Here is a 14,531-nt window from a genome sequence, read left to right on the forward strand (position 1 = left end):
GGGGAGGAGAGAGCCCACCGTGGCGGTGGGCTCGCGCGTGGCCGTCAGGCCTGTTCGGCGTACTTGGCCAGCTGGGCGTCCTGCTTCAGGACAGCCTGGGTGTTGGCGTACACGTCTTCCGCGGTGACGTCGGACTTGTTGAAGATCTGGGCGAAGTGCTGGTGGGTCACTTCGGCGAAGTGCGCACGATCCTGCGGCTGCACGCCCAGGACTACGGCGTAGGTGGTCAGGGCTTCGCCGTTACCCTTGGCCATGTCTTCGGACAGCTCGTCCATCATGCTGCTGAGCACGATCATCGGCTTGCCGCCGTAGGTCAGTGCGCCGTTGGTGTGGCAACCGTTGGTGCCGGTGGTCATGCCGAAGGTGTTGTTGCCGCTGGTGCCGTTGGTGGTGGCCGCCAGGACGTGAGTAGCGGTGCCGCGCTGGCCCTTGAAGAGCATGTTGCCCCAGCCGCAGCCGTCGCTACCGGGAGCGTCGGCCATAGCACTCAGGGAGGCGGTGGCGAGGAGGGTACCGATCAGAATCCTTTTCATCGTTTTTCTCTCTTTTCTTGAATACGGGCAGGTGTCGCTGACAGCAAACAGCGCCGCCTGAAGCTTTTAGGAATGAACTCGGGGTGTCAAGGAAGCCGGTGCTCTCCTGTACGGCATATTCACGCTTTCTGCCGCCGCCGGCAGGTTATTGATCGGCATCAGCGGCGGTTGTCTTGGAACGGGCCACACTGGAAGGAGTTCCCCTTGCAAGGAGGTCGCCATGGCCGATTTCGATCCGCGTCCGCGCCTGGATCAACTGGCGATAGAGTATTCCCGGCGTGCCGAGGCGATCCGTCGCGATCTCGGCCGGACCCATTCGCCGGACTTCGCCGAGCAGGCCCAGCAGCGGCAGAACGACGACGTCCTGCGCGCGCTGCTGGCGGAAGCGGAGGCGGGCATGCGGCTGGTCGGCCTGGCGCGCCTGCGCCTGGCTGACGGCACCTACGGCTTCTGCGCGCGCTGCGGAGAGCCCATCGAGGCGCGTCGGCTGCAGGCGTTGCCGGCGGCGGAGCACTGCCTGCGCTGCGCCGATGAAGTGGACTGAAACTGTCACCAATACCGCCTTGCCAGTGGCGCGCGGGCGGCGCGAGAATGCGGGCAACTCTCCGCGGCTTCGTGCCGCCCGAAGCAAGGATTTCCGATGCCCGATTCCGTTGCTGCAGGCCTGCGCCTGGCGCCCGATGAACTGACCCGTCCCTTCTTCCCCGAACAATTCCCCTTCACCACCACCGACGAACTGGAGCCCTTCCTCGGCGTACTCGGCCAGGAGCGCGCGGTGGAGGCATTGCAGTTCGGCGTGGCGATGCCGCGTCCGGGGTACAACGTGTTCGTCATGGGCGAGCCGGGCACCGGTCGCTTCTCGTTCGTGCAGCGCTACCTGAAGGCCGAAGGCAAGCGTCTGCCGACCCCGGCGGACTGGGTCTACGTCAACAATTTCGATGAATCCCGCGAGCCGCGCGCCATCGAGCTGCCGCCGGGCAGCGCGGCGGACTTCGGCGCCGACTTCGATCACCTGATCGACAACCTGCTCGCCACCTTCCCCTCGGTGTTCGAGAACCCGGCCTACCAGCAGAAGAAGAGCGCCATCGACCGCGCCTTCAACCAGCGCTACGACAAGGCCCTGGACACCGTCGAGCGCCTGGCGCTGGAGAAGGACGTCGCGCTGTACCGCGACAGCGCCAACATCGCCTTCACCCCGATGAGCGACGGCAAGGCGCTGGATGAAGCCGAATTCGCCCAACTGCCCGAGGCCGAGCGCGAGCGCTTCCACGCCGACATCGCTGAACTGGAAGAGCACCTGAACGAAGAACTGGCCAGCCTGCCGCAGTGGAAGCGCGAGTCCAGCAACCAGCTGCGCCAGCTCAACGAAGAAACCATCACCCTCGCCCTGCAGCCGCTGCTGGCGCCGCTGGTGGAGAAGTACAACAACAACTCCGGTGTCAGCGCCTACCTGCAGGCGATGCAGCTGAACCTGCTGAAGACCGTGGTCGACCAACTGGTGGACTCCGACCGCACCGATCCGCAGCGCAAGCTGGGCCTGCAGGAGCAGTACGCGCCCAACCAGGTGATCGGCCACCATGCCACCAGCGGTGCGCCGGTGATCTTCGAGTCGCACCCGACCTACGACAACCTGTTCGGCCGCATCGAGTACGCCTCCGACCAGGGCGCGCTGTACACCAGCTACCGGCAGCTGCGTCCGGGCGCGCTGCACCGCGCCAATGGTGGCTTCCTGGTGCTGGAAGCGGAGAAGCTGCTCAGCGAGCCGTTCGTCTGGGATGCGCTCAAGCGTGCGCTCCATTCGCGCCAGCTGAAGATGGAGTCGCCGCTGGCCGAACTGGGCCGCCTGGCGGCCATGAGTCTGACGCCGCAGGTGATCCCGCTGAACATCAAGGTGATCATCATCGGTTCGCGGCAGATCTACTACACGCTGCAGGATCTCGATCCGGACTTCCAGGAGATGTTCCGCGTCCTGGTGGACTTCGACGAAGACATCCCGCTGGGCGAGGACAGCCTCGAACAGTTCGCCCAACTGCTGAAAACCCGCACCTCGGAAGAGGGACTGGCGCCGCTGACCAGCGCCGCCGTCGCCCGCCTGGCGACCTATAGCGCGCGCCTGGCCGAGCACCAGGGGCGCCTGTCGGCGCGCATCAGCGACCTGTTCCAGCTGGTCAGCGAGGCGGATTTCATCCGCCAGCTGGCGAATGAGACGGTGACCGACCTCGGCCACATCGAGCGCGCCCTGAAGGCCAAGGAGACCCGCACCGGACGGGTGTCCGGACGCATCCTCGACGATATGCTGGCCGGCATCATCCTGATCGATACCGAAGGCGCCGCGGTCGGCAAGTGCAACGGCCTGACTGTGCTGGAAGTCGGTGACTCGGCTTTCGGCGTGCCGGCGCGGATTTCCGCCACCGTCTACCCCGGCGGCAGCGGCATCGTCGACATCGAGCGCGAGGTGAGCCTCGGCCAGCCGATCCACTCCAAGGGCGTGATGATCCTGACGGGCTACCTGGGCAGCCGCTATGCGCAGGAATTCCCGCTGGAGATTTCCGCGAGCATCGCCCTGGAGCAGTCCTATGGCTACGTGGACGGTGACAGTGCCTCGCTGGGCGAGGTCTGCACGCTGATCTCCGCGCTGTCGCGCACGCCGCTGCGCCAGTGCTTTGCCATCACCGGTTCGATCAACCAGTTCGGTGAGGTGCAGGCGGTCGGCGGGGTCAACGAGAAGATCGAGGGCTTCTTCCGTCTTTGCGAGGCCCGTGGCCTGACCGGTGAGCAGGGGGTGATCATCCCGCGCTCCAACGTCAGTACCCTGATGCTCGATGAGCGTGTGCTGCAGGCGGTTCGCAACGGCCAGTTCCATATCTACGCTGTTCGCCAGGCCGACGAGGCGCTGAGCCTGCTGGTCGGCCAACCGGCCGGTGCGCCGGATGCCAAGGGCAATTTCCCCAAGGGCAGCGTGAATGCCCGTGTCGTCGAGCGCCTGAAGGAGATTTCCGAGCTGGGCATGGAGGAGGACGAGAAGGAAAAGCCGGTCAAGGAAGCCGTGGCGAAGGCCAAGGCGGCGAAGGCGCCGGTGGAGAAGGAGCGGGCGCGCAAGAAGAAGGACGCCGACTGAGCAGAACCTGATCAGGCGGCTCCGCACCGCGCGGGGCGGCGCTCCGGCGCTACTGCCCCCGTGCAGTTCACATGCTTATCCACAGCCTGCGTGGATAAAACGGCGCTTTCGCGTGTCGGAACCTGGGTGTAGTCTCGAACTCAGGACCGCCGCGAGGGTGCCGCCATGCCGCGTAACCTCTGCCTTATCCGCCCCTGTCTGGGGCTGACCACGCGAATCGAATGCGCGATCAGGCCGTTGGCCGGAGAGAATGGACTCTGGACCTTGTTGTGCGCGGCCGGCATGGCCGGTGCACAACCCACCGCCATCAAGGCGCAAGGCCCGTTCTTCGGGCCCTTCGTCGCCGAAGGCGTGCTTGAAGCGATTTCCGACTGTCTGGCCCAGCAGGGCTATATCAAGGCTTGCGATCCACCGATCTGGCAGTTGCACCTGCAAGCCGAGCTGCGCCGTCTGAATGGTGAGCGCAGCCGCAATCTCGGGAACTATCAGTTCCGTCCCGAATCCTGATGCGGGACGCCGCCTGAGCAACGGACGCTCGTGCTGCCTGGCTTTCGCCTGCCGACCCCGGGCAGTCGACATATTTGTCCACAGAAATACGGGTCAGCTCCGAAATCGCCTTCAGCTATACTTCGCACCTTCCGAACAGCCCCTCGAGAGCCATGGAACGCTTCGTCGAAAACTCCCTGTACGCCGCCCGCTGGCTGCTGGCGCCGATCTACATCGGCCTGTCGCTGGCGCTACTGGCCCTGACCATCAAGTTCTTCCAGGAAATCCTCCACATCCTGCCAAGCATCTTCAGCATCGCCGAGGCGGACCTGGTGCTGGTGCTGCTGTCGCTGATCGACATGGCGCTGGTTGGCGGCCTGCTGGTGATGGTGATGTTCTCCGGTTACGAGAACTTCGTTTCCCAGCTGGATATCGACGAGAGCAAGGAGAAGCTCAGCTGGTTGGGCAAGATGGACGCCAGTTCGCTGAAGAACAAGGTGGCCGCCTCCATCGTGGCAATCTCCTCGATCCACCTGTTGCGCATCTTCATGGACGCCAAGAACGTCCCGGACAACAAGCTGATGTGGTACGTGATCATCCACCTCACCTTCGTCCTCTCCGCGTTTGCCATGGGTTACCTGGACAAGGCCACGCGCCACGACCACTGATCCCGAAAGGCTCCCTCCAGCCGCCCGGCCGTTGTGAAACGGACGGGCGGCTGCGTTTCCGCCTTGCGGTGACGGGTAGCTGTACAAGACTTTTTGCATGACGCCACGTGCAGGAGGTACCCCATGAACCTCGAGGAACTGACCAATCGCTCTCTGGCCGGGGATATCGACGAAATCAACCTGGTGTCGCTGGAAGGCGATATCTATGTGCTGGAGGCCCGAATGGGCGGCCGTTTCTATCCGGTCCAGGACGTGATGGGGCACGTGCTCAGCGTGCGCTCCGTCGAGCATGCCCGCGAGGTGCTGCATGCCGTGCCGACGGTACCGTTCCGGTTGGTGCACGCGGTGGTGCATGACGAAATGGTCGGCATGCAGGAGGAACTCGATATCGGCGATGGCGTGCTCATCCCGCTGCACTAGGCCGGCGGCGGTGGGGGCGGCGAATCATCTGTGCTAGGCTGGCGGCCCTTTTTTGAACCCCCAGCGGAGCGCCGCCATGAGCGAACTCAACCTTTCCACCGATGAAGCCCGCGTCAGCTACGGCATCGGCCGTCAGCTCGGCGACCAGCTGCGCGAGAACCCGGTTCCGGGCATGTCCCTCGACGCTATCCTGGCCGGCCTGTCCGACGCCTATGCCAGCGTGGAAAGCCGCGTGCCGGGCGAAGCCCTGTCCGCCAGCTTCCAGGTGATTCGCGAGCGCATGCAGGCCGAAGCCCAGGCGAAAGCCGAAGCCGCCGCCGCCGTTGGCCGTGAGTACCTGGTGGACAACGCCAAGCGTGAAGGCGTGACCGTCCTGCCGTCCGGTCTGCAGTACGAAGTGCTGGTCGCAGGCGAAGGCGCCAAGCCGTCCCGCGAAGACACCGTGCGTACCCACTACCACGGCACCCTGGTCGACGGCACCGTGTTCGACAGCTCCTACGAGCGTGGCCAGCCGGCTGAATTCCCGGTGGGCGGCGTGATCGCCGGTTGGGTCGAGGCCCTGCAGCTGATGAATGCTGGCAGCAAGTGGCGTCTGCACGTGCCGAGCGAGCTGGCCTATGGCGGCCAGGCTGTCGGCAGCATCCCGCCGCACAGCGTGCTGGTGTTCGACGTCGAGCTGCTGGATATCCTCTGATATCGGGCGGTTCACTGCGGACTGTCGTCCCTGGCAACTCCGCAGGAAAAAGGGGCGCTCCGGCGCCCCTTTGTGCATCCGCCTCCCGGGCGGCGGAGCACTGACGACGCATCCGGCGCCGCCGTAATCCCCCAAGCGCCTCAGCGCAGCGCGCGGGCGTAACAGAACAGGAACAGGTTGCGCACCAGTTCCTTGAGCACGCCGGGCTCGCTGGTGGAGAGTTCCGAGAGCTCCAGTCCGCCCTGTTCGCGTAGCTCGTCCAGCGCCTCTTCCTCCAGCACCGCGCAGACTTCCCCGGTATCCCGATGCAGGATGCGCAGGTAGGGATGCGGGCGATCCAGCCAGGCGTCGATCATGTAGGTCATGGCAGTTCCTCCGTGCGAATCGTTTATTGAGAATAATTCTTATTATCGTAATAGCAAGTCCCAATCGAAGATTTTTCTGCGCGGACGATGATCCCTTGCTCCGGGTCAACAGAAGGGCAACAAAAAGCCCGCCGCGGCGAACCGGGGCGGGCTTTTGCGAAACGGCGGATCAGTGTGTGCGGGCGACAGCGAACTCGGCCAGCTCGATCAGTGCGGCGCGGTATTCGTTGTCCGGCAGCACCTTCAGGCAGTCGATGGCGCGGGCGGCGTACTCGCGGGCCAGGTTGGCGGTGTAGTCCAGCGCGCCGGCGGCTTCCACGGCGGCGCGGATGCCTTCCAGGTCCTGGCTGCCGCCTTGCTGGATAGCCTTGCGTACCAGTGCAGCCTGTTCCGGGGTGCCGTCGCGCATGGTGGCGATCAGCGGCAGGGTGGGTTTGCCTTCGGCCAGGTCGTCGCCGACGTTCTTGCCCAGGGTGGTGGCGTCGCCGCGGTAGTCGAGCAGGTCGTCGACGAGCTGGAAGGCGATGCCCAGGGCATCACCGAACAGGCGCAGCGCTTCGGACTGCTCGGCCGGAGCGTTGGCCAGCGCGGCAGCGCTGTGGGTCGAGGCTTCGAAGAGCATCGCGGTCTTGCCGCGGATGACTTCCATGTAGGTTTCTTCGGTGGTGCTGGCGTCGCGCACCTTGGTCAGTTGCAGCACTTCGCCTTCGGCGATCACGCGGGTGGCCTGGGAAATGATGCGCATCACCGGCATGGAGCCCAGCTCGACCATCATTTCGAAGGAGCGGGCATAGAGGAAGTCGCCCACCAGCACGCTCGGCGCGTTGCCCCACTGGGCGTTGGCGGTAGCGCGGCCGCGGCGCAGGCCGGAGGCATCGACCACGTCGTCGTGCAGCAGGGTGGAGGTGTGCAGGAACTCGATGGTAGCAGCCAGCAGCTTCAGATCATCGCCCGAGTAGCCCAAGGCCTTGCCCGAGAGCAGCACCAGCAGGGGGCGCAGACGCTTGCCGCCGGCGGAGATGATATAGTCGCCGATCTTTTCCACCAGGGGAACGCGGGAAGTGAGCTGGCGGCGGATAATGCCGTCGACGGCGGTGAAGTCGTCCGCCACCACGCGATAGAAAGCCTGGGGTTGCATGAAAGACAGCGCTCCTCGTAGATTGCGCGGCATGCTAGGTGCCGGGGGTAGGGCTGTCAAGGCAAGGCCCCGGGAGGCTTGATCCGGGCAATCGCTTTGCGTACAATCGCGGCCCCGAACTTCCATGGCATACCCTGCCTTACGCAATTGCACGGGCGTCCTTTCCGGCCCCATGCAGCCATGCCGACCGATTCCTCTTTCTATAAAGCGTCGGGTGAGCAGGTCTAACGGAGACATCCAGATGTACGCAGTAATTGTTACTGGTGGCAAGCAATACAAAGTCACCGAAGGCGAATTCCTCAAGGTCGAGAAACTCGACGTCGCCACCGGCGAAGCGATCAACCTGGATCGCGTTCTGCTGGTCGCCAATGGCGATGACGTCAAGATCGGCCTGCCGGTGGTAGAAGGCGCGAAAGTGACCGCTGAAGTGGTTTCCCACGGTCGTCACGACAAAGTGCGCATCATCAAGTTCCGCCGCCGCAAGCACCACATGAAGCGTCAGGGCCACCGCCAGTGGTTCACTGAAATCAAGATCACCGGCATCCAGGCCTAATTCCTTTTCAGGAGATTGACTCATGGCACACAAAAAAGCTGGCGGTAGTACCCGCAACGGCCGCGATTCCGAAAGTAAACGCCTTGGCGTGAAGCTGTTCGGTAGCCAGGCTGTGAAAGCAGGCAACATCATCGTGCGTCAGCGCGGCACCCAGTTCCACGCTGGCTACGGCGTTGGCATGGGCAAGGATCACACCCTGTTCGCGAAAATCGACGGCGTGATCAAGTTCGAAGTGAAAGGCGCCTTTGGCCGTCGCTATGTAAGCGTCGTCGCTGCCTAAGCGAGCCCTCACTGAAAAAGCCCTGTCTCACGACGGGGCTTTTTTGTTTCTGGCGTTTCCAGGCGAGGTGCTGTCGGTTCGGGCGTTTGTGCGGACTTGGCTGTATCCTATGCTCCTTTTCTTATTTTCAACCCGCCGGCTCGGCGGGAGGCGTTCGCAATGAAATTCGTCGACGAAGTATCCATCCACGTGAAAGCCGGTGACGGCGGCAACGGCCTCATGAGCTTCCGCCGCGAGAAGTTCATCGAGAAAGGCGGTCCCAACGGCGGTGACGGTGGCGACGGCGGCTCGGTGTTCCTCGAGGCCGACGAGAACCTGAATACCCTGGTGGACTACCGCTACACCCGCCGTTTCGACGCCCAGCGCGGCGAGAACGGTGGCAGCAAGGACTGTACTGGCGCCAAAGGTGACGATCTCGTCCTGCCCGTGCCGGTCGGCACCACCATCATCGATGCCAACACCCAGGAAATCATCGGCGACCTGACCACTGCCGGTCAGCGCATCATGGTGGCCCAGGGCGGCTGGCACGGTCTGGGTAACACCCGCTTCAAATCCAGCACCAACCGTGCGCCGCGCCAGACCACTCCGGGCAAGCCCGGCGAGGCTCGCGACCTCAAGCTGGAGCTGAAAGTGCTGGCGGACGTCGGTCTGCTGGGTCTGCCGAACGCCGGCAAGAGCACCTTCATTCGCGCGGTGTCCGCCGCCAAGCCGAAGGTCGCCGACTATCCCTTCACCACCCTGGTGCCGAACCTGGGCGTGGTCAGCGTTGGTCGCTTCAAGAGCTTCGTGGTCGCCGACATTCCCGGCCTGATCGAAGGTGCGGCCGAAGGCGCCGGTCTGGGTATCCGCTTCCTCAAGCACCTGGCGCGTACCCGTCTGCTGCTGCATATCGTCGACATGGCGCCGCTGGACGAGAGTGACCCGGCCGATGCCGCGGAAACCATCGTCAATGAGCTGGAGAAGTTCAGCCCGGCGCTGACCGAGCGTGACCGTTGGCTGGTGCTGAACAAGATGGACCAGATCCTCGAGCCCGAGGAGCAGGAGCGTCGCAAGCAGGACGTGGTTGCGCGTCTGGGCTGGGAAGGTCCGGTCTACGTGATCTCCGCCCTGGAGCGTGAAGGCACCGAGGCCCTGAGCCAGGACATCATGAAGTACCTCGACGAGCGCACCCTGCGCATCGAGGAAGAGCCGGCCTACGGCGAAGCCCTGGCGGCGCTGGATCAGCGCATCGAGGACGAGGCCCGTGCCCGTCTGCAGGCGCTGGACGATGCCCGTGCCTTGCGTCGTGCCGGCCTGAAGAATGCCGATGATCTGGATGACGATGATTTCGAGGATGACGAAGACGACGGCGATGGGCCGGAAATCTTCTACGTGCCTTGATCGGAGCGGCGCCCGCCGCCGGTCCGGATGAAACGTGTGAAGCCTGACTTCTAAGGTTGAGGGTATGCGTGAGAAGGTCACCGGCGCCAAGCGCTGGGTAGTCAAGATTGGCAGTGCGTTGCTGACCGCCGACGGTCGCGGTCTGGACCGCGACGCCATGGCGGTTTGGGTCGAGCAGATGGTCGCGCTGCATTGCGCGGGCGTCGAGCTGGTGCTGGTGTCTTCCGGTGCCGTGGCGGCGGGCATGAGTCGCCTGGGTTGGGTTTCCCGACCTAGCGACATGCACGAGCTGCAGGCTGCCGCCGCGGTGGGGCAGATGGGCCTGGTGCAGGCCTGGGAATCCAGCTTTGGCGTGCATAATCTGCAGACCGCCCAGGTGCTGCTGACCCACGACGACCTCTCGGACCGCAAGCGTTACCTGAACGCGCGCAATACCCTGCGTACGCTGGTCGATCTCGGCGTGATCCCGGTGATCAACGAGAACGACACCGTGGTCACCGACGAAATCCGCTTCGGCGACAACGATACCCTGGCGGCGCTGGTGGCCAATCTGGTCGAGGCTGACCTGCTGGTGATCCTGACCGACCGCGACGGCATGTTCGACGCCGACCCGCGCAACAATCCCGATGCGGAGCTGATCTTCGAAGCCCGTGCCGATGATCCTGCCCTGGATGCAGTAGCTGGCGGAACGGGCGGCGCGCTGGGTCGCGGCGGCATGCAGACTAAGCTGCGTGCAGCGCGTCTGGCGGCGCGCTCCGGTGCGCATACGGTGATCATCGGTGGGCGCATCGAGCGCGTGCTGGATCGCCTGCGTGTCGGTGAGCGATTGGGCACCCTGCTGACGCCCGAGCAGAGCCGCAAGGCTGCGCGCAAGCAGTGGCTGGCGGGGCATCTGCAGATGCGCGGCACGCTGGTGCTGGATGATGGTGCAGTCAAGGCTATTGCCCATGATCACAAGAGCCTGCTGCCGGTTGGTGTGAAAACCGTGCAGGGTAGCTTCCGTCGTGGCGAGATGGTGGTCTGTGTGGATCAGCAAGGGCGTGAGATTGCCCGTGGCCTGGCCAACTACAGCGCCCTTGAGGCGCAGAAGATCATCGGCCAGCCGACCGATGCCATCGAGAGCCTGCTCGGTTATGTGGATGGTCCGGAGCTGGTCCATCGCGACAACCTGGTGCTCGTCTGAGGGGAAATCCATGCGCAAGGGATTGATGGCGGCGCTGATGCTGCTGCCGATGCTGGCGAATGCCGAAGAGATCGGTGAAGTGTCCACGGTCTTCAAGTGGGTTGGTCCCAACGACAAGATCCTGGTGGAGGCTTTTGATGACCCCAAGGTCGAGGGTGTCAGCTGCTACCTGTCCCGCGCCAAGACTGGCGGCGTGAAGGGCGGGCTGGGGTTGGCGGAGGATCGCGCCGAGGCGTCGATCTCCTGTCGTCAGGTCGGCCCGATCCGTTTCGTCGGTGAGCTCAAGGATGGCGAGGAGGTGTTCAAGCAGCGCACCTCGCTGGTGTTCAAGAGCATGCAGGTGGTGCGTTTCTTCGACAAGAAGCGCAACGCGCTGGTTTATCTGGTCTACAGCGACCGGGTGATCGAGGGCAGCCCGCAGAATGCGGTGACGGCGATTCCGATCATGCCGTGGCCGACCAAGTAAGCGAGAAGGGCGGGTGACCGCCCTTTCTTTTTGCCTGCAAGAAGGCTTTGCCTGTGGATAACTTGTTTGAGAGGTGAATCGCAGGCAATAAAAAACCGGCCCTGAGGCCGGTTTTTCAAGAACGGAACGCTTACGCGGTGGCCAGGGCCTTCACGTGGGCGTTCAGACGGCTCTTGTGGCGAGCGGCCTTGTTCTTGTGGATGATGCCTTTGTCAGCCATACGGTCGATGACCGGTACAGCAGCAACCAGAGCGGCCTGGGCCTTCGGCAGGTCCTTGGCGTCGACTGCTTTGACTACGTTCTTGATGTAGGTACGAACCATGGAACGCAGGCTGGCGTTGTGGCTGCGACGCTTCTCAGCCTGTTTGGCGCGTTTTTTGGCGGAAGGTGTGTTGGCCACCGTCGAGCTCCTCGAGAAAAACTTGGGATGTTGCGAATAAATTAAGGCCGCGAATGATGCCGTTGCATCGGGGGGTTGTCAAGGACATTGACAGTCCCCGACGAGCGGCGCGACTGGCGCACGCTGTCCGGCAGATGGGGTGATTTATTCGCCCCGCGGCCCTACACTGCTGCGCTTCGCCTGGCGGATGAGCAGTCGCTCGGAGCCAGTGCCGCACCCGGCAGGGGCGGCCATTCTACCAGTTCTGGACGCTATGAACCTACTCAAGTCGCTGGCCGCGGTCAGCTCGATGACCATGATCTCGCGGGTGCTCGGCTTCGTGCGCGACACGATAGTTGCCCGCATGTTCGGCGCCGGCATGGCCACCGACGCCTTCTTCGTCGCCTTCAAGCTGCCCAATCTGCTGCGCCGCATCTTTGCCGAGGGCGCCTTCTCCCAGGCTTTCGTGCCGATCCTGGCGGAGTACAAGACCCAGCAGGGCGAAGAGGCGACGCGTACCTTCATTGCCTACGTGTCCGGCCTGCTGACGCTGATCCTGGCGCTGGTCACCGCACTGGGCATCCTCGCCGCGCCCTGGGTGATCTGGGTGACGGCCCCCGGCTTCGTCGACTCGCCGGAGAAGTTCGAGCTCACCAGCGCCCTGCTGCGGGTGACCTTTCCTTATATCCTGCTGATCTCGCTGGCGTCCCTGGCGGGGGCGATCCTCAATACCTGGAACCGCTTCTCGGTGCCGGCCTTCGTGCCGACCTTGCTGAACGTCAGCATGATCCTGTTCTCGCTGTTCCTCACGCCGTACTTCGACCCGCCGATCATGGCGCTGGGCTGGGCCGTGCTGGCCGGTGGCCTGGCACAACTGCTCTACCAACTGCCCCATCTGAAGAAGATTGGCATGCTGGTGCTGCCACGCATCAACCTGCGCGACTCCGGCGTGTGGCGCGTAATGAAGCAGATGGGCCCGGCGATCCTTGGCGTCTCGGTCAGCCAGATTTCGCTGATCATCAACACCATCTTCGCCTCCTTCCTGGTGGCCGGCTCGGTGTCCTGGATGTATTACGCCGATCGCCTGATGGAGCTGCCGTCCGGCGTGCTCGGCGTGGCGCTGGGCACCATCCTGCTGCCGTCGCTGGCCAAGACCTACGCCAGCGACGATCGTCACGAGTATTCGCGGTTGATGGACTGGGGCCTGCGCCTGTGCTTCCTGCTGGTGCTGCCGTGCTCCCTGGCCCTGGCGGTGATCGCCGAGCCGCTGACCGTTGCGCTGTTCCAGTACGGCAAGTTCAGCGCCCATGACGCCCTGATGACCCAGCGCGCGCTGATCGCCTACGCCGTCGGCCTGCTCGGGATCATCCTGGTGAAGGTGCTCGCGCCGGGCTTCTATGCGCGGCAGAACATCAAGACGCCGGTGAAGATCGCGCTGTTCACCCTGGTTTCCACCCAGTTGATGAACCTGGTGTTCATCGGTCCGCTCAAGCACGCGGGCCTGGCCCTGGCGATCAGCCTGGCGGCGTGCCTGAACGCCGGTCTGCTGTTCTGGCAGTTGCGCAAGCACCAGTTGTTCGATCCGCAGCCGGGCTGGGGCAAGTTCATCGCCAAATTGGTGGTATCTGTACTGGTGATGTGTGCCGTGCTGGTCGGCATGATGTACGTCATGCCGGCCTGGGACGAGGGCGGGATGCCGATTCGCCTGGTGCGCCTGGGTGCGTTGGTGGTGGCCGGGGTGATCGCCTATTTCGGTATGCTCGCGCTCCTGGGCTTCCGCCTGCGGGACTTCTCTCGCCGCGCAGTGCTGTAACCTTCGCCGGGCAAAGCATTGCATCCGTTTGCGGCGACGGCATTTTGCCTGTCGCGCGGCGACGGGTGTGGGTATAATCGACCACTTTCTGAGCAATACGCGCGCTATGCAGCTGCTTCGAGGCCTTCACAATCTGCGGCCCCTGTCCGGGGGCTGTGTCGCCACCATCGGTAACTTCGACGGCGTCCACCTTGGCCACCAGGCGATCCTGGGGCGTCTGCGCGAGCGTTCGCTGGAGCTGGGCGTGCCCAGTTGCGTGGTGATTTTCGAACCGCAGCCACGTGAATACTTCGCCCCGGATGCGGCGCCTGTGCGCCTGACCCGCCTGCGCGAGAAGCTCGAACTGTTGCGCCAGTACGGCGTCGATTTCGTCCTCTGCCTGGCTTTCAATCGCCGTCTGCGCGAGTTGTCGGCGGCCGAGTTCGTCCGCCAGGTGCTGGTGGAGGGCCTGCGGGTCCGCCATCTGGAAGTGGGCGATGATTTCCGCTTCGGCTGCGACCGTTCCGGCGACTTCGCCTTCCTGGTCAACGCCAGTGCGGAGCAGGGCTTTACCGTCGAAGCTGCGACCACCGTGGAAGTCGACGGCATGCGCGTGAGCAGCTCGCGCATCCGCAAGGACCTCGCCGACGGCGACCTGCACATGGCCGAGCGCCTGCTGGGTCGTCCATATCGCCTGAGCGGCCGTGTGCTGCATGGGCAGAAGCTGGGCCGCACACTGGGTTCGCCCACCGCGAACATCCAGCTCAAGCGCCGCAAGGCGCCGCTCAATGGGGTTTACCTGGTCAGCACGATGGTGGCTGGCCAGCGCTGCAACGGGGTTGCCAACATCGGCACCCGACCGTCTGTGAATGGCGACGGCCGGCCCCACCTGGAAGTGCATCTGCTGGATTTCGCTGGCGATCTTTACGGCCAGCATCTGGACATCACTTTCCACCAGAAGCTGCGTGATGAGCAGCGTTTTGCCTCGCTGGAGGCACTCAAGGCGGCCATCCTCGCCGACATCGCCGCCGCCCGGGCCTATTGGCTGGGCCAACCGCTTGATTGAAGATCCTGAA

At 64.0% G+C, this 14,531-nt stretch carries 17 protein-coding genes; 13 read left to right on the top strand and 4 right to left on the bottom strand.

Going from position 1 to position 14,531, the window contains the following annotated elements; all coding sequences use genetic code 11:
- Positions 1-44: 44 nt before the first annotated feature.
- Positions 45-533, bottom strand: a complete 489-nt coding sequence (locus SD196_RS04395) for a DUF3015 domain-containing protein (protein WP_275610226.1) — start codon at positions 531-533, stop codon at positions 45-47.
- Positions 534-753: 220 nt separating this feature from the next.
- Between SD196_RS04395 and SD196_RS04400 the strand changes: the two genes are divergently transcribed.
- The 6 genes from SD196_RS04400 to SD196_RS04425 all read left to right on the top strand — a co-directional run bounded on the left by SD196_RS04400 (position 754) and on the right by SD196_RS04425 (position 5,919).
- Positions 754-1,077 (top strand): TraR/DksA family transcriptional regulator, encoded by a 324-nt coding sequence (locus tag SD196_RS04400; RefSeq protein WP_275610227.1) that lies wholly within the window; start codon positions 754-756, stop codon positions 1,075-1,077.
- Between the two features lie 96 nt (positions 1,078-1,173).
- Positions 1,174-3,651: a Lon protease family protein gene (locus SD196_RS04405; RefSeq protein WP_275610228.1), complete on the top strand. Its 2,478-nt coding sequence runs from the start codon at positions 1,174-1,176 to the stop codon at positions 3,649-3,651.
- 165 nt (positions 3,652-3,816) lie between these two features.
- A complete protein-coding gene (locus SD196_RS04410; RefSeq protein WP_275610229.1) occupies positions 3,817-4,158 on the top strand; it encodes a hypothetical protein in 342 nt (113 codons plus the stop codon).
- A 152-nt stretch (positions 4,159-4,310) separates the two neighbouring features.
- Complete coding sequence (locus SD196_RS04415; protein ID WP_275610230.1) at positions 4,311-4,805, top strand: TIGR00645 family protein; 495 nt, start codon at positions 4,311-4,313, stop codon at positions 4,803-4,805.
- 123 nt (positions 4,806-4,928) lie between these two features.
- The gene (locus SD196_RS04420; protein WP_275610231.1) at positions 4,929-5,225 is read left to right on the top strand and encodes a DUF6482 family protein; all 297 of its coding nucleotides are present in this window, start codon (positions 4,929-4,931) and stop codon (positions 5,223-5,225) included.
- Between the two features lie 76 nt (positions 5,226-5,301).
- Complete coding sequence (locus tag SD196_RS04425) at positions 5,302-5,919, top strand: FKBP-type peptidyl-prolyl cis-trans isomerase (RefSeq protein WP_275610232.1); 618 nt, start codon at positions 5,302-5,304, stop codon at positions 5,917-5,919.
- A gap of 140 nt (positions 5,920-6,059) precedes the next feature.
- Here the strand turns inward: SD196_RS04425 and SD196_RS04430 are convergent, their stop codons facing one another.
- Entirely contained in the window at positions 6,060-6,284 is a 225-nt protein-coding gene (locus tag SD196_RS04430; RefSeq protein WP_017521625.1) for a hypothetical protein, read from the bottom strand.
- A gap of 169 nt (positions 6,285-6,453) precedes the next feature.
- On the bottom strand, positions 6,454-7,422 hold the full coding sequence (locus tag SD196_RS04435; RefSeq protein WP_275610233.1) for a polyprenyl synthetase family protein: 969 nt from the start codon (positions 7,420-7,422) through the stop codon (positions 6,454-6,456).
- A 241-nt stretch (positions 7,423-7,663) separates the two neighbouring features.
- On the opposite strand from SD196_RS04435, the gene rplU reads away from it, so the two are divergent.
- From rplU to SD196_RS04460, 5 genes are all read left to right on the top strand, one after another.
- Positions 7,664-7,975: a 50S ribosomal protein L21 gene (gene rplU / locus SD196_RS04440; protein ID WP_017521623.1), complete on the top strand. Its 312-nt coding sequence runs from the start codon at positions 7,664-7,666 to the stop codon at positions 7,973-7,975.
- Positions 7,976-7,997: 22 nt separating this feature from the next.
- Positions 7,998-8,255, top strand: coding sequence for a 50S ribosomal protein L27 (gene rpmA / locus SD196_RS04445; RefSeq protein WP_009617551.1), 258 nt, complete (start codon positions 7,998-8,000; stop codon positions 8,253-8,255).
- A gap of 159 nt (positions 8,256-8,414) precedes the next feature.
- Positions 8,415-9,635 (top strand): Obg family GTPase CgtA, encoded by a 1,221-nt coding sequence (cgtA, locus tag SD196_RS04450; RefSeq protein WP_275610234.1) that lies wholly within the window; start codon positions 8,415-8,417, stop codon positions 9,633-9,635.
- Positions 9,636-9,699: 64 nt separating this feature from the next.
- Positions 9,700-10,818: a glutamate 5-kinase gene (gene proB, locus SD196_RS04455; protein WP_275610235.1), complete on the top strand. Its 1,119-nt coding sequence runs from the start codon at positions 9,700-9,702 to the stop codon at positions 10,816-10,818.
- 10 nt (positions 10,819-10,828) lie between these two features.
- A complete protein-coding gene (locus SD196_RS04460; protein WP_275610236.1) occupies positions 10,829-11,284 on the top strand; it encodes a CreA family protein in 456 nt (151 codons plus the stop codon).
- Positions 11,285-11,414: 130 nt separating this feature from the next.
- On the opposite strand, the gene rpsT is transcribed toward SD196_RS04460, so the two are convergent.
- Entirely contained in the window at positions 11,415-11,684 is a 270-nt protein-coding gene (rpsT, locus tag SD196_RS04465) for a 30S ribosomal protein S20 (protein WP_009617555.1), read from the bottom strand.
- Positions 11,685-11,937: 253 nt separating this feature from the next.
- Here rpsT and murJ point away from each other — a divergent pair, with 253 nt between their 5' ends.
- Both murJ and ribF read left to right on the top strand, forming a co-directional pair.
- Entirely contained in the window at positions 11,938-13,476 is a 1,539-nt protein-coding gene (gene murJ / locus SD196_RS04470; protein WP_343575015.1) for a murein biosynthesis integral membrane protein MurJ, read from the top strand.
- A gap of 106 nt (positions 13,477-13,582) precedes the next feature.
- Positions 13,583-14,521, top strand: coding sequence for a bifunctional riboflavin kinase/FAD synthetase (gene ribF / locus SD196_RS04475; protein ID WP_275610238.1), 939 nt, complete (start codon positions 13,583-13,585; stop codon positions 14,519-14,521).
- The last annotated feature ends 10 nt before the right edge of the window (positions 14,522-14,531 follow it).

The sequence above is a fragment of the Pseudomonas macauensis genome (genome assembly GCF_047902425.1).
Classification (GTDB): Bacteria; Pseudomonadota; Gammaproteobacteria; order Pseudomonadales; family Pseudomonadaceae; genus Pseudomonas.